We start from the raw sequence: 16,107 nt of genomic DNA, 5'->3' as shown, positions 1-16,107 counted from the left end.
ATCTGGCCGTCTCCTGCGCCTTTGTTATCGTCGTCGCCTTCTTTCATCAATGGCTGCTGACATTCTGACGGGAAGCCTTCGGGAAGAGTATCCAGGCGCGAACGCCAGGCCCTGGCCGACGGTTGTGCAAAAAGAATCTGGCGTCGTGCAACTGGGCGATACGAGTGACGATACTTAACCCCAGGCCAATACCGCCGTAGCGGCTGTCCATGCGAACGAACGCTTTGCTCAATTCACCGCTTTTCGCCTCATCAATTCCGGGGCCTTCGTCTTCTACTGCCAGAACGGGCGACGGGCCTGGCGTTATTGACAGGGTAATTGTCGATCCTGTCGGGCTGTAGCGATGCGCATTTTCCACCAGATTGCGTAGAATAACCCGCATCAGCGTGACGTCGCCTGAAACAACGACCTTGCCCTCCTTGTCGTGCAGCGCCAGCTTCTGTTGCCGCTGCTCCAGCATGGCCTCAAGCTCCTCCTGGAGCGGTTCGATAACATCCTCTTTCAGCGCAACTTGCTGATAGTTTCCGGCGGAGAACGACTGACCAATGCGCGCCAGTTGAAGTAGCTGGGTAATACTGCTGGTCATTTGATCGAGGCGCAGAATCAGCGGCACTACGCCAACGCCATGCACTTTTTCCAGCAGTTCCAGGTGCAGACGCAGCCCGGCCAGCGGCGTACGCAGTTCATGGGCGACATCGGCGGTGAAAAGGCGCTCGCGATCGAGCGTGGAATTCAGGCGTGATACCAGTTGATTAATCGCGGTGGTCACCGCGGTGACTTCCGGTACCGACTCATTCAGAGCGATAGGCTGCAGATTGTCCGGCGTGCGATTCTCCAGTTCAAGCTGCAGGCTGGAAAGCGGTTTGGTGATTTTCTTCACCGCCAGCAGGCAGATATACAGCGCCAGGCCGATGATCAGCAAGCTTGGGATTAACAGACTGGCCACCGCTTCGTGGACTTCTTGCGTCACATGTTTTTGGTTATTGTGCCCTTCAATGGCGCTGGCCACCAGCAACTGAATCTGCTCTTTGCTTTCGTGCCACAGCCAGAACACGCTAATCAATTGGCACACGACCAGAATCGCGCCAATGGTCAGCAGCAGCCGATGGCGCATGGTCCAGGTTTCACTGACAAACAGAGCCATAGCGTTATTCTGTTTCAACGGTGTTGATCAGCATGTAGCCAAATCCACGAACCGTGCGGATGCGTGATTTGCCGACTTTATCGCGTAGATTATGGATATGTACCTCCAGCGCGTTGGTAGCGGGTTCGTTATCCCAGTTGTAAATATCATTATAGAGAATCTCGCGATGCACCGGGCTACCCGCTTTCATCATCAGACGAGAAAGCAGAGCATACTCCTTAGGGGTCAAATCCAGGGATTGCTCGTCAAGCCAGACCAGCCGCCGTGTGAGGTTCAGCCGCAGATTACCGATAGTCAGTTCGTTGTCGCCGTGATTGTTATGACGCCGCAGCAGGGCGCGAATACGCGCGTTCAGCTCTCCCAGGGCAAAGGGTTTAACCAGATAGTCATCTGCGCCGGTATCCAGGCCGCTGATGCGGTCATCAACGGTATCGCGGGCGGTGAGAATCAGCACGGGCTGACTGAATTTCTCCCGCCGTATACGCGCCAGGAAATGCAGACCGTCCTCATCAGGCAGACCCAGATCGAGAACGAGGAGACTGTAGTGATTACCGGCCAGAGAGAGCGCGGCTTCGTGAGCGGTTGATACACCGTCGCAAACATAGCCCTCGCTTTGAATCGCCAGAATTAATCCTTGTAACAGGAGCGCATCATCTTCAATGACTAACACTTTCATCGGCTGGCCTCTCTACATGGCGTTAAAATATCGTCTGTTGCCCGATACTCGTGGGAATAGCGGTTAAGAGAAAAGTTCGCTCCCTTGAGTGTCCGCTATGCTGCCGATTCTATTTTAAGACAACCTTAAGATTCTCAGCCTGATGGCAATACGTTCTCTGAAAAGTGAGTCCGGGATTAACCTAATTCCTGAATCGCTTTTTCCAGCGCACGACGTAATAGCTGGCGATCGTGGCGGTAGGGTACATCGCTGGCATCCAGCGGCGTCTGAATGACCACCCGGTTGTCAATCCCCGCGAGATCGGCTTTCGGGCCGATAACCAGGGCATCAATCACCCGTTTGCCAATATATTGCTCCATAATCGCCACTCTGTCCGCCAGCGTCAGGCTGGCCGCCGGGCTGTGTTCTTTGCCGAGATTATCGATAAACACCATTGGCGCCGGCGTGCGGCGCAGCGCCTGCGCCATCTCTTCAAGCAGCAGAATAGGTATCAGGCTGGTGTAAAAACTGCCCGGGCCGATCAGGATCAAATCGGCTTCGGCGACGGCTTCTATCGCTTCGCGAGTGGCGGGAACCGGCGAGGTGAGCATCAATTTCTGTGGGACGCTGGCGAGCAGATCGATATTGACCTCGCCGTAAACTTCCTGTCCTTCGTGGTCAATGGCCATCAGATCGACCGGTTGTTCCGACATCGGGATCAAAAATGCGTCGATTTTGAGAAAGTTTCTGATTAAGTTGATCGCTTCCAGAGGCCTTACGCTAAGATGATCCAGCGCCTTTAACATCAGATTTCCAAGGTTATGGCCAGAAAGTTCGCCATTACCGCTAAAACGATACTCAAACATCGCGGAGGCTACGCTGGGCCCGGCACTTAATTGATTAATACAGTTGCGCATATCGCCCCAGGCGATACCGCCTTCCGCACGGCGAATTCGCCCTGTGGAGCCGCCGTTATCGGTTGTTGTCACGATACCGGTGAGGCGCGAGCCCAGAGAAGAGAGGGAGGACATTACCCGACCCAGTCCGTGCCCGCCGCCGAGTGCCACAACGCGATCAAGATCGGCGAAAGTACGATTGCGCATAAAAATTCCTTATCTCAATTAAACGGGCACACAGTAACCGATCTACCCCTAAAAGACGATGGCCGGATCCTGACAAACTGACCGATATCAATGCAAAAGCGTAGTTTTTCGCTATTCTGTAGCGAAAATGCATGATCGTGGCGATATATACATAATTATATAGCGAAATCGGAAATGGCGAAACTGTCATTAACGCGCTACTATCGGCATAATCCGTTAACACTCTAGCCTCTGTGCCTGTGTCGCAAGATATGGTGCTTTGGCCGTGACAACTTCGGTTGCCACCAGGGCGTGGAAAGAAATGACCGCGTCTCCCGTATTTGGAAAGGTGTATATGGCTTCACAGCTTACCGATGCATTCGCGCGTAAGTTTTATTACTTGCGCCTGTCAATTACCGACGTCTGCAACTTTCGTTGTACCTATTGTCTGCCCAACGGGTATCAACCCGGCGCCGTCACCAACAAAGGCTTTCTCAGCGTGGACGAGGTGCGTCATGTCACGCGCGCATTTGCGGCCCTGGGCACGGAGAAGGTGCGTCTGACCGGCGGCGAGCCCTCGCTGCGTCGGGATTTCACCGATATTATCGCCGCCGTGCGGGAAAACGCTGCTATTCGTCAGATTGCGGTGACCACCAACGGCTATCGGCTGGCGCGCGATGTGGAACGCTGGCGCGACGCCGGGCTGACGGCGATTAACGTCAGCGTGGATAGCCTCGACGCTCGCCAGTTTTACGCCATTACCGGTCAGGATAAGTTTCACCAGGTAATGGACGGTATTGACGCCGCCTTTGCCGCTGGTTTCGAAAAAGTTAAGGTCAACACGGTGCTGATGCGCGATGTCAATCACCACCAGCTCGACACCTTTCTGGCATGGATCCAGCCGCGCCGCATTCAACTGCGTTTTATTGAACTGATGGAAACTGGCGAAGGCGGCGGGCTGTTTCGCCGCCATCATATCTCTGGCATGGTGCTGCGCGACGCGCTGCTGCGCCGCGGCTGGATCCACCAGATCCGCCAGCGTAGCGATGGCCCGGCGCAGGTGTTTTGTCATCCGGATTATGTTGGCGAAATTGGTCTCATTATGCCGTATGAGAAAGATTTCTGCGTCACCTGCAACCGTCTGCGCGTCTCTTCCGTCGGCAAATTGCATCTGTGTCTGTTTGGTGAGGGCGGAGTCGATTTGCGCGATCTGCTCACCGATGAACAGCAGCAGCCGGAGCTGGAAGCGCGCATTGCCGAGGCGTTAACGCATAAAAAGCAGACCCATTTCCTGCACCAGGGCAACACCGGTATTACACAGAACCTGTCCTATATTGGCGGATAATGCATTTTAAGGAGCGATCAAATGAGCCAGGTCAGCGCTGAGTTTATTCCGACCCGTATTGCTATTCTCACTGTTTCCAGCCGCCGTGGCGAAGAGGACGACACCTCCGGTCACTGGCTGCGCGATACGGCGCAGGAAGCGGGGCATATGGTCGTCGATAAGGCGATTGTCAAAGAAAACCGCTATGCCATTCGCGCCCAGGTGTCGGCGTGGATTGCCAGCGAAGAGGTTCAGGTGGTGTTGATCACCGGCGGGACCGGTTTTACCGATGGCGATCAAACACCGGAGGCGCTGCTGCCGCTGTTTGACCGCGAAGTGGAAGGTTTTGGCGAGGTGTTCCGTATGCTCTCTTTTGAAGAGATCGGCACCTCGACCCTGCAATCCCGGGCCGTTGCCGGGATGGCGAACCGCACGCTAATTTTTGCGATGCCCGGCTCAACCAAAGCCTGTCGTACCGCATGGGACAATATTATTGCGCCGCAGCTCGATGCGCGCATCCGTCCGTGCAATTTTATCTCTCATATTAAGAAGTAAGTTATGTCGCAACTGACCCACATTAACGCCGCGGGCGAAGCGCACATGGTCGATGTTTCCGCGAAAGCGGAAACGGTTCGCGAAGCGCGTGCCGAGGCTTATGTCGACATGCAGCCAACGACTCTTGCGATGATCATCGACGGCAGCCATCACAAAGGCGATGTCTTCGCCACCGCGCGTATTGCCGGGATTCAGGCGGCAAAGCGTACCTGGGAGCTGATCCCGCTGTGCCATCCGCTGATGCTGAGCAAAGTCGAAGTCAATCTGCAGGCGCAGCCCGAACACAACCGGGTGCGCATTGAATCGCTCTGTCGTCTGACCGGCAAAACCGGCGTGGAGATGGAAGCCCTGACCGCCGCGTCCGTCGCCGCGCTGACGATTTACGATATGTGCAAAGCGGTGCAGAAGGATATGGTGATTGGCCCGGTGCGCCTGCTGGCGAAAAGCGGCGGCAAATCCGGCGATTTCAGAGTGGAAGAATAACCATGATTAACGTACTTTTTTTTGCTCAGGTGCGCGAACTGCTCGGCACCGATTCCCTGACTCTTGATCCAAATGGGCTCCCCACGGTTGAGGCCGTTCGCCAGCAGCTGATCGCCCGTGGCGGTCGCTGGGCGCTGGCGCTGGAAGAGGGCAAACTGCTGGCGGCAGTGAATCAGACGCTGACCACTTTCGATCATCCGCTGGCGGCGGGTGATGAAGTGGCGTTCTTTCCACCGGTTACCGGGGGATAAGATGACGCAAACCCGCATTATCGTCAGTCATGACCGCTTTAAGGTCGGCGACGAGTATGCCTGGCTTGCCGGGCGTGATGAAGACGGCGCGGTGGTGACATTTACCGGTAAGGTGCGTAACCATAATCTTGGCGACAGCGTGAAGGCGTTAACGCTGGAACACTATCCGGGGATGACGGAAAAATCGCTGACGGAGATCGTTGATCTCGCCCGTCAGCGCTGGCCGCTGGGCCGGATAACGGTGATTCACCGTATCGGCGAGATGTGGCCGGGGGAAGAGATTGTTTTTGTCGGCGTCACCAGTGCCCATCGCAGCAGCGCGTTTGCCGCCGGGGAGTTTATTATGGATTATCTGAAAACCCGCGCGCCGTTCTGGAAGCGTGAGGCGACGCCGGAAGGCGAGCGCTGGGTGGATGCGCGAGATAGCGATCGGCAGGCGGCAGAACGTTGGTAGTGTGATACGCTTAGAAGATAAATTCCGTTCATCAGGAGATAGTTATGGACAGATTCCCTCGTTCCGGCACCCTCGTACAGGGCCGTAGCGGACTACAAACCTATATGGCGCAGGTTTATGGCTGGATGACAGTCGGGCTGCTGCTCACCGCGTTTATTGCGTGGTATGCCGCCAATACTCCGGCCGTTATGATGTTTGTTTTTTCCAGTAAAATAACCTTTTTCGGGCTGATCATTGCCCAACTGGGGTTGGTATTCGTGCTTTCGGGTATGGTACAGCGACTGAGCGCCGGGATGGCGACAACGCTGTTTATGCTCTATTCGGCGCTAACCGGGCTAACCTTATCCAGTATTTTCATCGTCTATACCTACTCGTCAATCGCCAGTACTTTCGTGGTTTCCGGCGGGATGTTTGGCGTGATGAGCCTTTACGGCTATACCACTAAGCGGGATCTGAGCGGCTTCGGTAATATGCTGTTTATGGCGCTGATCGGTATCCTGCTGGCGTCGCTGGTTAACTTCTGGCTGAAGAGTGAGGCGCTGATGTGGGCGGTAACCTATATCGGGGTGCTGGTGTTTGTCGGCCTGACCGCTTATGACACCCAGAAGCTGAAAAATATCGGCGAGCAGATAGACGTTCGCGATACTTCTACTCTGCGCAAATACTCAATTCTTGGCGCTCTGACGCTGTATCTGGACTTTATTAACCTGTTCCTGATGTTGCTGCGTATCTTCGGCAACCGTCGCTGAGTATTGTAATGTCCCCGGTCATATAATTCGTGACCGGGGGATTTTCACTTCTCTCCCGCCAGCCTGCGCTGATTTTTTTCCCGCAAATGTTTTGCCTGACTCTCCAGAATCAGATAACCGATGGTTGCGAACAGCAGGGGCAGGAAGTAATACAATGTGCGATACGCGAGCAAGGCGGCAATAATGGCGCCACGGGAAATCTCCTCTCCGGACAGCATAGCGATAAACACCCCTTCGAGAACGCCAATACCGGCAGGAATATGCACGATGACGCCAGCGATACTGCTGACCAGCAGCACGCCAAGCACCAGGAAATAGTCGACCTGCGGCCCCAACAATAACCAGATAATCGCTCCCATCGCCATCCAGTTGAGGCTGGAAACCGTCATCTGCAGCAGCGCGAATCGCCAGGAAGGCAGTACCAGCCGCTGGCCTTTGATCGTCAGGTGACGTTTTTTAGCGAAGGCGCAGGCCCATAAATAGCACGTGGAAACCAGCAGTAAAACGGTGCCCAGAATCTGTAGCGACTGCTGGCTGATATACCAGCGTTCCGGGACCTGCACCATCCCGGCGCTAAAGATGATGCCGCCGAGCAGGATATACCCCAGCCAGTTGGTGGTAATGCTCAGGGAGAAGATCCGGGTAATGGTGCCTCCGCTAAGCCCCAGACGCGAGTAAAGCCGATAGCGCATGCCGATACCGCCAACCCAGGTGCTGAGCGTCAGGTTAAAGGCATAGCAGATAAATGACACCAGCATCACCTGCCGCTTTGCCAGCCTGTGGCCGCAATATGCGCGCCCAAGCAGATCGTAGCAGCCGTAAATCAGGTAGCTGGCGATAGCCAGGCCGATTGCGCTAAGCAGCGCCGCGCGATTATAGTCGCGAATAACTTTCCAGACTTCCTGCCAGTCAATTTTTTGCGCGTAGATCACCAGCAGCACGACCACGGCGATAAAAAAGAGCGCCGTAAGGATTTTTTTCACCCTGCGCCAGCGTGGGTGCGATTTTGCCATCAGGGTTTTACCTCCTGGTTTTCGGGTTCTGCCCGGTCCTGAGTTTCTATTTCTGGCTGTACCGGCGGCGGGACGCGCGACAGTCGCGGCGTATGCGCCGGTAGCCAGCCGACCCAGGCCGGGAAATGGCGCAGGAAGTGAAATGCCAGGACGCTGACGCCGAGCCGCCATCCGGTGCGTCTGGAAAGAATGCGCTTATCAACCTGGCGGCAGTCGTTGGCGATCAATCCGTTTAGATTGTCGCGCAGCGTCTGATTAAACTCGCGGTCGTGGATAACCAGGTTGGCTTCCAGATTCAGCGACAGGCTGAGCGGATCGAGGTTGCTGGATCCGACAGTCGCCCAGTGGTCGTCCGCCAGCGCGACTTTGCCATGTAGCGGGCGGCGGCGATATTCAAAAATCTGTACCCCGCCTTTGACCAGGTAATGGTAGAGCAAGCGTGCGCCGAATTTGACAATCGGGATATCCGGCTCACCCTGAACGATTAACTTGACGCGCACGCCGCGGCGGGCGGCGTTGCACATGGCGTGCAGCAGCCGGTAACCGGGAAAGAAGTAGGCGTTGGCGATAATCACTTCCCGGCGTGCGCTGGTCAGCATCTTCAGATAGTGACGTTCAATATCGTCGCGATGTTCCTGATTGTCACGCCAGATAAACAGCGCCTGAGCCTCGCCGGGATGAAGGTTAACTTCGGGCTTATGTCGCCGCCGCCGCCACCAGCGGCGTGTGGCTTCGCTGTTGGGCAGATTGTCGAGTTCAAATTGCAGGATATCAAGCACCACCGGCCCTTCGACCTGAACGGCATAATCCTGCTTGGCCTCGGGGCCGTAGTCGGTCATATGCTCGGCGGAGTAGTTAATGCCGCCGACAAAGGCGGTCACATCGTCAATTACCACAATTTTTCGATGCATGCGACGAAACAAATTGGTACGCATGCCGAACAGGCGCGGGCGAGGGTCGTAGTAGCGAAAAATTACCCCTGCCGCGGTGAGCTCGCTGACAAAACGGTCGCTTAAATCCGGCGAGCCGTAGCCGTCGAGCAGAACTTCCACGCGAACGCCGCGCCGGGCAGCCCGTAGCAGCACCGCATGGAGTTGCCAGCCAACGTCATCTTCAAACCAGATAAAGGATTCGAGGATCACCCGCTGTCGCGCGCGACCAATAGCGGCAAATACCGCCGGATAATAGTTATCGCCGTTTTCTAAGAGCTGAATGCGGTTTCCTTCCTGCCAGCGACATTTCACAGATAAATCTCCACGCTAAGCGGTGCATGATCGGACAGATGACGCCACTGTTTTAAGGCCAGCATTTGAGGTCGGCTGGCATGTGCATTTTTGACATAAATGCGATCGAGGCGCAGCAGCGGGAAACGGACCGGAAAAGTCCGCGCCGGGCGTCCCCTGGCGCGGGTAAAAATTTCGTCCAGACCGGCCTGCGTTTTGAGCTGCCGGTTAGCCTGTTGCCGCCAGTCGTTAAAATCCCCCGCTACCACAACCGGCTCCCCCGTGGGGAGGCTGTTCACCCACGACGCCAGCATTGCGAGCTGGGCCTGACGCTGATGCGCGCGCAGCCCCAGATGCACGCAGATCAAATGGAGCGTTGTTTCGCTTTCGGGCGGCACGATGCGGCAGTAGAGCAGGCCGCGTTTTTCGCTATTACCGACCGAAACGTCAAGGTTTTGATAATGTTCGATAGGAAAGCGCGACAGCACCGCATTGCCGTGATGCCCTTCCGGATAAACGGCATTGCGCCCATAGGCATAATTGTTCCACATCGTGTCGGCGAGAAATTCATAGTGGGGCGTCTCCGGCCAGTTTTCGAACCGCAACGGATAAATTTCGTGCGCGCCCATCACTTCCTGCAGGCAAACAATGTCGGCTCTGACGCTGCGTACCGCTTCGCGTAATTCGGGCAAAATGAAGCGTCGGTTAAACGCGGTAAAGCCTTTATGGGTGTTAATTGTCAGCACGTTTAACGAAAATCGCCGCGTTTGCTCGGTCATATTTCTCCAGTCAATGTCGCTTTCCTGAATAAAATAGTGTAGTCGAGGTCACAAAAAGATGCGGCGATACGGAATTTTCCGTAAAGTGCGGTACTCTGAGTAGCAGAGAAAAATCCTTCAGGAGAGAAGCCATGAAGTGGCAACAACGTGTACGCGTCGCAACGGGTCTTAGTTGCTGGCAGATTATGTTGCATCTACTGGTCGTGGCGGTACTGGTGGCAGGCTGGATGAGCGGCGCGCTGGTACGTGTCGGGTTAGGTTTGTGTGTGCTGTATGGCGTCACGCTACTGGCGATGCTGTTTTTGCAGCGTCACCACGATGAGCGCTGGCGCGATGTGGGTGATTTCCTTGAGGAACTCACCACCACCTGGTACTTCGGCGCGGCGATTATCGTGCTGTGGCTGCTGTCGCGCGTGCTGCACAATAATCTGCTGTTGGCCCTTGCCGGGCTGGCAATACTGGCCGGTCCGGCGATTGTGTCGCTGCTGGCGAAAGATAAAAACCGCTACCCTAAAGCTTTCGGGCTACAGCAAGGCGACAGCGCCGTGAATCCCCAGAAGCATCGGTAGCTATGCAACAGGACAGCCTGTCCGTTGTGGTTTGAACGATGGCGGGAATCAGGCAATCTTTCTGCGAAACATCGCATACGCAACTGAGCCAGTGGTGGCCGCTATGACTAATAGCGGCCACAAACTTCCCCATACAATTTCCAGACTCGCATCCTTCAGATAGATCTGCTTGGTGATATCGGTAAAGTGACGGATAGGATTTATCCACGTGACGTCCTGTAACCATTGCGGCATATTCTCCACTGGCGAAACGTAGCCCGAGAGCAGAATCGCCGGCATCATAAAGACGAATACGCCGATAAACGCCTGCTGCTGCGTGGAGCACAGCGATGAAATCAGCAGCCCGAATCCTACCAGCGATAAGCCATAAATAATCATCGTGAAGTAAAATAGCAGCAGCGAACCGGCAAAGGGAATCTGATAGCCCCAGATCCCCACGACCAGTACGATGGTTGCCTGCAGAGTGGCGACAATCAGTGCCGGTACCGCTTTGCCGATAAAAATCTGCCAGGTCGCCAGCGGCGAGACCAGCAACTGATCGAGCGTGCCCTGTTCGCGTTCGCGGGCAACGGAAAGGGAGGTGACGATCAGCACGCCGATAGTGGTGATCATCGCGATCAGCGACGGTACTACGAACCATTTGTAATCGAGATTCGGGTTATACCAGTTACGCACGACCAGCTCACTGTTGTTCAGGGTTGTTTTTCCCGCCATCAGTTCCTGCTGATAGTTTTTAACAATCTGCTGGAGATAGTTAGCGGCGATTTGCGCGCTATTCGAATTCCGTCCATCCAGCAGTAGCTGGAGCGGCGCGGCCTGCCAGCTATCCAGATTGCGCGAGAAATCCGGCGGAAAGCGCACGACCAGTAGCGCTTTTTGTTCATTGATGGTTGGCCCTATCTCCTGCGGGCTTTTCAGCAACAGGACGTGGGGGAAGGCTTTGGCGCGAGCGAAGCGCTGAGTCAGTTCCACCGCGTGCTGGCCGTTGTCTTCGCTATAGACAGCGATGGTGGCATTGGTGACTTCCAGCGTCGCGGCGAAAGGAAACAACAGCACCTGAATCAGCACTGGCATAATCAAAATCGCCCGCGTTTGCGGTTCGCGCAACAGCGACTGCAACTCTTTGCGGATCAGTGTCCATAAGCGATGAAACATAGTACCGTCCTCATGTCGGGTGGCGCTGCGCTTACCGGGTCTGCATGGCCCGCAGGTCCGGTACCCATGGCGACGCCGGGCAAAATACGCGGGCCAGGATTAATCCAGTCGACGTCGGGTTTTCAGCCACGTCAGGCCGATAAACATCACCGCTGAAGCGATCAGGAACATGACGTTTACCAGCAGCACCACCGGAATATTGCCCGCCAGAAACAGGCTTTGCAGGGTGCTGACAAAATAGCGCGCCGGGATCACGTAGGTCACCGCGCGGATTATCGCTGGCATACTGTCTATCTGAAAAATAAATCCGGACAACATAATTGACGGCAAAAATGCGGCATTTAGCGCGACCTGGGCGGCGTTGAACTGGTTGCGGGTAATAGTGGAAATCAGTAGCCCCATTCCCAGCGTACTCAGTAAAAATAGACTGGCGATAAAAAACAGGATCATCAGCGAACCGCGAAACGGCACGTCGAGAATAAATACCGCCACCAGCATGCAAAGCAGCATCGCCAGCATGCCGAGGAAGTAGTAGGGGATCAGCTTACACAGCAGCAGTTCGGCGCGGGTAATTTCGGTCGACAGCAGTGCCTCCATGGTGCCGCGCTCCCACTCGCGGGCCACCACCAGCGAAGTCAGAATCGCGCCGACTACCGTCATAATGATGGTGATTGCACCAGGGATAATAAAGTGCTGACTGATGGTCGCCGGATTAAACCAGTAGCGGGCCCTGACATCAATCAGCGGCTCGAAGGTTTCACCACGATCTTCCGCTTGCTGTTGCTGCCAGATTTGCCAGATACCCTCGACGTAGTTCTGGGCAAAATTCGCGGTGTTCGGTTCGCTGCCATCGGTGATAAGCTGGATTGGCGCGCTATCCCCTGGGCGAGCCATCTTCTGCGCGAAATCTACCGGCACCACCACCAGCGCGCGGATTTGCCCGGCCTGCATCATTTGCATTAACTGCTGGCGGTTGTCGCTAATGGTAGCGTCAATGTAGGGTGAACCGGTCATGGCGTGGACGAAATCCAGCGCGTCTTCACTCTGCTGTTCCAGCAATACGCCGACCCGCAGCTTACTGGAGTCAAGATTAATACCATAGCCAAAAATAAACAGCAGTAGCAGCGGGATCACCACCGCAATCAACCAACTGCTGGGGTCGCGGACTATCTGCCGGGTCTCTTTGACGCACAAGGCGCGCACGCGCCGCCACGATAGTATTTTAGCGCTCACCAGCGTTCTCCTTATCCCAGTCGTGGATGAGGGTAATAAAGGCTTGTTCCATCGTCGGGTCTGGCTGTTGATCATCCGCCGCCTGGGCTTTCAGGTCGTCCGGTGTACCGCTGGCGATCAGTTTGCCGTGGTAGACCAGGCCGATGCGATCGCAATATTCCGCTTCATCCATAAAGTGGGTGGTCACCATTACCGTCACGCCTTTATCCACCATGCTGTTGATATGCAGCCAGAACTCGCGGCGGGTGAGAGGATCGACCCCGGAAGTGGGTTCATCAAGAAACAGGATATCCGGCTCATGCATCAGTGAACAGGCCAGCGCCAGACGCTGCTTATAACCGAGCGGCAGGTCATCGGCCGCCTGCCGGGCAATACTTTTCAGGCCGAAAGCCTCGCTCATGCTGGCGATCTTTGCGTTCTGCAGGCGCCCGCGCAGGCCGTAAACGCCGGAGAAGAAGCGCAGATTTTGCTCGACGGTAAGATTGCCATAGAGTGAGAATTTCTGCGCCATATAGCCGAGATGCTGGCGCGCCTTGCCGGAGCTGACTTTGAGATCCATGCCCAGAACCAGCGCTTTACCGGAGGTGGGCACCAGCAGTCCGCACATCATTTTGAAGGTGGTGGACTTGCCTGCGCCGTTAGGGCCGAGGAGGCCGAAGATTTCGCCGCGCTTAACCTGGAAATCGACATGGTCGGTGGCGGCGAAATCAGCGAATTTCTTCGTCAGCGCCTGCGCTTCAATCACCGTCTCGTCATGAGCGCCTTCAACAGTATGGATGATTTTCCCCAGCGGCGATTCAGCGGTATTGGCACCGCCGAGCAGGTCAATAAAGGCGTCTTCAAAGCGCGGAGCGGTTTCGGTCACATCCAGCGTTGGCATATCGGCGGCGTTCTGTACGTCGCGGATGTTGGCATTTTTTTTGAGGATCAGGCGCACCGATTTCCCCTGAATCACGCCATCGCTCACCTGCGGCAATTTCAGCGTCCGCTGGAGCAGACGGCGGTTATTTTCCTCAGCGCTGGAGATTAAAAAACTGCGTCCCATCATCGTCTGAGTCAGCTCTTTTGGCGGGCCCTGGTAAAGAAGCTGGCCTTCGTTCATCAACAGCACGTCACGGCACTGTTCGGCCTCATCAAGATAGGAGGTACTCCAGAGGATCAGCATCCCGTCGCCCGCCAGTTCGTGGACCATTTGCCACAATTCACGACGCGAGATGGGATCGACGCCGACGCCGGGTTCGTCCAGCAGCAACACCTGAGGTTCGCCGACAAGGGTACAGGCCAGACCGAGTTTTTGCTTCATACCGCCGGAAAGCTTGCCCGCCAGTCGGCTGGTAAAGGGACCAAGTGAGGTAAACTCCAGCAGTCGGGCAAAGGTCTTCTCCCGTGCTGCGCCGGTGACGCTGCGCAGGTCGGCGTAGAGGATCAGGTTTTCCATGACCGTCAGATCTTCATACAGGCCAAATTTCTGCGGCATATAGCCAAGCACCGCGTGCAGGGCGCTATCGTCGGCAACAGGATCGAAACCGATTACTTTTGCGCGACCTTCGTCGGCCTTCAGCAGCCCGGCAAGCATGCGCATCAGCGTTGTTTTCCCGGCGCCGTCGGGGCCGACCAGGCCGGTTACATAGCCGGAACGAAGGGTACAATCCAGCGGCGCAACGGCCGGACGATTCATTCCCGGAAAACGTCGGGTCAATCCGCTCAGCGTGATGACATCCTCATTCATTGTCCGCTTCCGTTACTGAAGGTGATGGTGACCGGCATTCCCTGACGTAGCGCATCATCAGCATCAGTCACCACGATCCGCAGGCGATAAACCAGATCGGTGCGCAGATCGGGCGTCTCCACCGTTTTTGGCGTAAATTCCGCGCTGGGAGAGACGAAGCCGATTTTCCCACGGTAAGGTTTATTTGGCCGGCTGTCGGTATAGAGCAGGACCTCGCGCCCCGGTCGGGCCTGACCGAGGTTTTTTTCATCAATGTAAGCGCGTACCCAAACAGGATGGGTTAACGATAACGTCAGCACTGTGCCGCCTGCGCTGAGCATGCTGCCCGGTTCGACGGCGCGGGTCATCAGCGTTCCATCGGAAGGGGAGGTCAGGATGGTATCGTGCAGGTCGAGTTTCGCCTGCGCCAGCGCGGCCAGAGTCTGCTCAAGACTGGCTTTGGCCTGAGCGATTTCTTGCGGGCGGTTACCGGCCCGGTACTGGCGCAGTTTATCCTGGGCTGATTTCAGCGTGGCCAGGGCCTGATCGCGTGAGGAACGGGCATTTTCCAGATCGTTAGCGGAGATGGCGCTGCTTTTACGCAGCCCGGACTGGCGCTGGTAAAAGTTCTGTGCGTAATCATACGCCGCCTGCGCCTGATTGACCGCGGCGGCAGCCTGAGCAATCTCTTCTGAACGGTATCCCGCCATCATCAGATCATACTGCGCCTGCGCAGTAGAAACATTGGCCTGCGCCTGTTGCAGCGCGTTTTCATAAGGGGCGCGATCCAGCTCGCCCAGCGTTTGTCCGGCCTTTATCGTATCGCCTTCATCAACGTTCAGCGACGCCAGCCGACCGCCCACGCGGAAGCTCAGATTGACGGTACGAATATCAACGTTGCCATATAGCGTGAGCTCTTTTGGCTGACGGCTCTGATACCACCAGCTACCGCCAATCACAGCGGCCAGAAGGAGCAGCAGCAGAACGATGATGAGGGGTTTTTTCATGACTTCAGACTCCTTTGCGCTAATCCCTGTAGAACGAAATCAATGTGGCAAGCGATAACCTCAAAAATTTGCTCAGTTTTTTCTCGATCGAACTCCACCCAACCGGTGCGACGCAGAACCGTTTCCCGACCAAGACGAAAGGCGAGAACCTCCCCCAGTAGCGCGTGGGTGTGAAGAATCAGTTGCGTGCTGTTAGCGTCAAGGCCGGTGAACGCGGCGATTAAACGGGTCAGATAGCAGTGTAGCGGGGCGATTACCTGATCGTGGATAAGCTGGTAGGCCGGGGTCGGCGACAACTGTTCGCGGGAGATAAATTTGCTTAAATTCACCGTATTATCCTGGGTCAGCAGCAAGATCATATTTTGGCAGGCGTGCAGAATCAGGGTGCGAATGGCGGCTTTATCCGGCGAAGGTTGCGCGAGAAGTTCCTCTGCCGACTGGCGATGAGGGCGGAAATTTCGCTCAATAAAATCGGCAATCCACTGGGCGCAGGCGAGGTAGAGATCGTCCTTGGAACCAAAATAGTAGGTGATCGCGGCGATATTTTGCCCGGCCAGGGCGGCGATATCGCGGGTTGTGGCATGCAGGCCGTATTCGCCGAACTGGGCAAGCGCGGCTGCGATAAGCTGGCTCTTCGCCTGTTCGCCTTTACTGGTTATGGTGGTCGAAGTCATTGTGCTGAAAAAAAATTAATCAATCGATTGATTAAGAATATGACCAATC

Annotated in this window: 18 protein-coding genes and 1 riboswitch; of the genes, 7 read left to right on the top strand and 11 right to left on the bottom strand. The window is 55.7% G+C overall.

What is annotated here, in order from left to right:
• Nucleotides 1-46: 46 nt before the first annotated feature.
• The 3 genes from pmrB to yvcK form a co-directional block, all read right to left on the bottom strand.
• Complete coding sequence (gene pmrB, locus ABK821_RS06685; RefSeq protein ID WP_138360600.1) at nt 47-1,144, bottom strand: two-component system sensor histidine kinase PmrB; 1,098 nt, start codon at nt 1,142-1,144, stop codon at nt 47-49.
• Between the two features lie 4 nt (nt 1,145-1,148).
• Nucleotides 1,149-1,820 carry a two-component system response regulator PmrA gene (gene pmrA / locus ABK821_RS06680; protein WP_138360599.1) on the bottom strand — a complete coding sequence of 224 codons (672 nt, stop codon included), beginning with the start codon at nt 1,818-1,820 and terminating at the stop codon, nt 1,149-1,151.
• Nucleotides 1,821-1,996: 176 nt separating this feature from the next.
• Nucleotides 1,997-2,902: a uridine diphosphate-N-acetylglucosamine-binding protein YvcK gene (gene yvcK / locus ABK821_RS06675; RefSeq protein WP_138360598.1), complete on the bottom strand. Its 906-nt coding sequence runs from the start codon at nt 2,900-2,902 to the stop codon at nt 1,997-1,999.
• A 208-nt stretch (nt 2,903-3,110) separates the two neighbouring features.
• A riboswitch (molybdenum cofactor riboswitch) is annotated at nt 3,111-3,249 on the top strand.
• Between yvcK and moaA the strand changes: the two genes are divergently transcribed.
• The 6 genes from moaA to ABK821_RS06645 all read left to right on the top strand — a co-directional run bounded on the left by moaA (nt 3,237) and on the right by ABK821_RS06645 (nt 6,697).
• Nucleotides 3,237-4,226 carry a GTP 3',8-cyclase MoaA gene (gene moaA / locus ABK821_RS06670; RefSeq protein ID WP_138360596.1) on the top strand — a complete coding sequence of 330 codons (990 nt, stop codon included), beginning with the start codon at nt 3,237-3,239 and terminating at the stop codon, nt 4,224-4,226. Its footprint overlaps the riboswitch before it by 13 nt.
• A 21-nt stretch (nt 4,227-4,247) precedes the next feature.
• Nucleotides 4,248-4,760 (top strand): molybdenum cofactor biosynthesis protein B, encoded by a 513-nt coding sequence (gene moaB / locus ABK821_RS06665; RefSeq protein ID WP_138360595.1) that lies wholly within the window; start codon nt 4,248-4,250, stop codon nt 4,758-4,760.
• 3 nt (nt 4,761-4,763) lie between these two features.
• On the top strand, nt 4,764-5,243 hold the full coding sequence (moaC, locus tag ABK821_RS06660) for a cyclic pyranopterin monophosphate synthase MoaC (RefSeq protein ID WP_138360594.1): 480 nt from the start codon (nt 4,764-4,766) through the stop codon (nt 5,241-5,243).
• Between the two features lie 2 nt (nt 5,244-5,245).
• A complete protein-coding gene (gene moaD, locus ABK821_RS06655; RefSeq protein ID WP_138360593.1) occupies nt 5,246-5,494 on the top strand; it encodes a molybdopterin synthase sulfur carrier subunit in 249 nt (82 codons plus the stop codon).
• Nucleotide 5,495: 1 nt separating this feature from the next.
• On the top strand, nt 5,496-5,948 hold the full coding sequence (gene moaE, locus ABK821_RS06650) for a molybdopterin synthase catalytic subunit MoaE (protein WP_138360592.1): 453 nt from the start codon (nt 5,496-5,498) through the stop codon (nt 5,946-5,948).
• A 44-nt stretch (nt 5,949-5,992) separates the two neighbouring features.
• Nucleotides 5,993-6,697: a Bax inhibitor-1 family protein gene (locus ABK821_RS06645; protein WP_395033892.1), complete on the top strand. Its 705-nt coding sequence runs from the start codon at nt 5,993-5,995 to the stop codon at nt 6,695-6,697.
• Nucleotides 6,698-6,741: 44 nt separating this feature from the next.
• Here the strand turns inward: ABK821_RS06645 and ABK821_RS06640 are convergent, their stop codons facing one another.
• Genes ABK821_RS06640 through ABK821_RS06630 form a run of 3 tightly spaced genes read right to left on the bottom strand, consistent with a single transcriptional unit; the run spans nt 6,742 to nt 9,712 of the window.
• Nucleotides 6,742-7,710: a YbhN family protein gene (locus ABK821_RS06640; protein ID WP_142501629.1), complete on the bottom strand. Its 969-nt coding sequence runs from the start codon at nt 7,708-7,710 to the stop codon at nt 6,742-6,744.
• Complete coding sequence (clsB, locus tag ABK821_RS06635; RefSeq protein WP_343177879.1) at nt 7,710-8,954, bottom strand: cardiolipin synthase ClsB; 1,245 nt, start codon at nt 8,952-8,954, stop codon at nt 7,710-7,712. The genes ABK821_RS06640 and clsB overlap by 1 nt, the downstream gene beginning before the upstream one ends.
• On the bottom strand, nt 8,951-9,712 hold the full coding sequence (locus ABK821_RS06630; RefSeq protein ID WP_138360588.1) for an endonuclease/exonuclease/phosphatase family protein: 762 nt from the start codon (nt 9,710-9,712) through the stop codon (nt 8,951-8,953). Before ABK821_RS06630 ends, clsB begins: the two co-directional genes overlap by 4 nt.
• A 131-nt stretch (nt 9,713-9,843) precedes the next feature.
• On the opposite strand from ABK821_RS06630, the gene ABK821_RS06625 reads away from it, so the two are divergent.
• Nucleotides 9,844-10,281 carry a YbhQ family protein gene (locus ABK821_RS06625; RefSeq protein ID WP_142501626.1) on the top strand — a complete coding sequence of 146 codons (438 nt, stop codon included), beginning with the start codon at nt 9,844-9,846 and terminating at the stop codon, nt 10,279-10,281.
• Between the two features lie 48 nt (nt 10,282-10,329).
• Here ABK821_RS06625 and ABK821_RS06620 read toward each other — a convergent pair whose 3' ends face one another.
• From ABK821_RS06620 to cecR, 5 genes are all read right to left on the bottom strand, one after another.
• A complete protein-coding gene (locus tag ABK821_RS06620; protein WP_142501625.1) occupies nt 10,330-11,436 on the bottom strand; it encodes an ABC transporter permease in 1,107 nt (368 codons plus the stop codon).
• Between the two features lie 99 nt (nt 11,437-11,535).
• Nucleotides 11,536-12,669 carry an ABC transporter permease gene (locus ABK821_RS06615; protein WP_138360585.1) on the bottom strand — a complete coding sequence of 378 codons (1,134 nt, stop codon included), beginning with the start codon at nt 12,667-12,669 and terminating at the stop codon, nt 11,536-11,538.
• Nucleotides 12,659-14,398: an ATP-binding cassette domain-containing protein gene (locus tag ABK821_RS06610; protein WP_343177876.1), complete on the bottom strand. Its 1,740-nt coding sequence runs from the start codon at nt 14,396-14,398 to the stop codon at nt 12,659-12,661. Before ABK821_RS06610 ends, ABK821_RS06615 begins: the two co-directional genes overlap by 11 nt.
• A complete protein-coding gene (hlyD, locus tag ABK821_RS06605) occupies nt 14,395-15,384 on the bottom strand; it encodes a secretion protein HlyD (RefSeq protein ID WP_142501623.1) in 990 nt (329 codons plus the stop codon). The genes ABK821_RS06610 and hlyD overlap by 4 nt, the downstream gene beginning before the upstream one ends.
• Nucleotides 15,381-16,058: a transcriptional regulator CecR gene (cecR, locus tag ABK821_RS06600; RefSeq protein ID WP_138360582.1), complete on the bottom strand. Its 678-nt coding sequence runs from the start codon at nt 16,056-16,058 to the stop codon at nt 15,381-15,383. Before cecR ends, hlyD begins: the two co-directional genes overlap by 4 nt.
• Nucleotides 16,059-16,107: the final 49 nt, after the last annotated feature.

Source organism: Klebsiella sp. KE9456 (assembly GCF_043832615.1).
GTDB classification, from domain to species: domain Bacteria; phylum Pseudomonadota; class Gammaproteobacteria; order Enterobacterales; family Enterobacteriaceae; genus Klebsiella; species Klebsiella indica.
This window is presented reverse-complemented; position numbering and strand designations above follow the sequence as displayed.

What these genes read in the sequence shown, in the direction of transcription:
- pmrB (WP_138360600.1), bottom strand. Translation starts at nt 1,144, where the DNA reads ATGGCTCTGTTTGTCAGTGAAACCTGGACCATGCGCCATCGGCTGCTG.
- pmrA (WP_138360599.1), bottom strand. Translation starts at nt 1,820, where the DNA reads ATGAAAGTGTTAGTCATTGAAGATGATGCGCTCCTGTTACAAGGATTA.
- yvcK (WP_138360598.1), bottom strand. Translation starts at nt 2,902, where the DNA reads ATGCGCAATCGTACTTTCGCCGATCTTGATCGCGTTGTGGCACTCGGC.
- moaA (WP_138360596.1), top strand. Translation starts at nt 3,237, where the DNA reads ATGGCTTCACAGCTTACCGATGCATTCGCGCGTAAGTTTTATTACTTG.
- moaB (WP_138360595.1), top strand. Translation starts at nt 4,248, where the DNA reads ATGAGCCAGGTCAGCGCTGAGTTTATTCCGACCCGTATTGCTATTCTC.
- moaC (WP_138360594.1), top strand. Translation starts at nt 4,764, where the DNA reads ATGTCGCAACTGACCCACATTAACGCCGCGGGCGAAGCGCACATGGTC.
- moaD (WP_138360593.1), top strand. Translation starts at nt 5,246, where the DNA reads ATGATTAACGTACTTTTTTTTGCTCAGGTGCGCGAACTGCTCGGCACC.
- moaE (WP_138360592.1), top strand. Translation starts at nt 5,496, where the DNA reads ATGACGCAAACCCGCATTATCGTCAGTCATGACCGCTTTAAGGTCGGC.
- ABK821_RS06645 (WP_395033892.1), top strand. Translation starts at nt 5,993, where the DNA reads ATGGACAGATTCCCTCGTTCCGGCACCCTCGTACAGGGCCGTAGCGGA.
- ABK821_RS06640 (WP_142501629.1), bottom strand. Translation starts at nt 7,710, where the DNA reads ATGGCAAAATCGCACCCACGCTGGCGCAGGGTGAAAAAAATCCTTACG.
- ABK821_RS06630 (WP_138360588.1), bottom strand. Translation starts at nt 9,712, where the DNA reads ATGACCGAGCAAACGCGGCGATTTTCGTTAAACGTGCTGACAATTAAC.
- ABK821_RS06625 (WP_142501626.1), top strand. Translation starts at nt 9,844, where the DNA reads ATGAAGTGGCAACAACGTGTACGCGTCGCAACGGGTCTTAGTTGCTGG.
- ABK821_RS06620 (WP_142501625.1), bottom strand. Translation starts at nt 11,436, where the DNA reads ATGTTTCATCGCTTATGGACACTGATCCGCAAAGAGTTGCAGTCGCTG.
- ABK821_RS06610 (WP_343177876.1), bottom strand. Translation starts at nt 14,398, where the DNA reads ATGAATGAGGATGTCATCACGCTGAGCGGATTGACCCGACGTTTTCCG.
- hlyD (WP_142501623.1), bottom strand. Translation starts at nt 15,384, where the DNA reads ATGAAAAAACCCCTCATCATCGTTCTGCTGCTGCTCCTTCTGGCCGCT.
- cecR (WP_138360582.1), bottom strand. Translation starts at nt 16,058, where the DNA reads ATGACTTCGACCACCATAACCAGTAAAGGCGAACAGGCGAAGAGCCAG.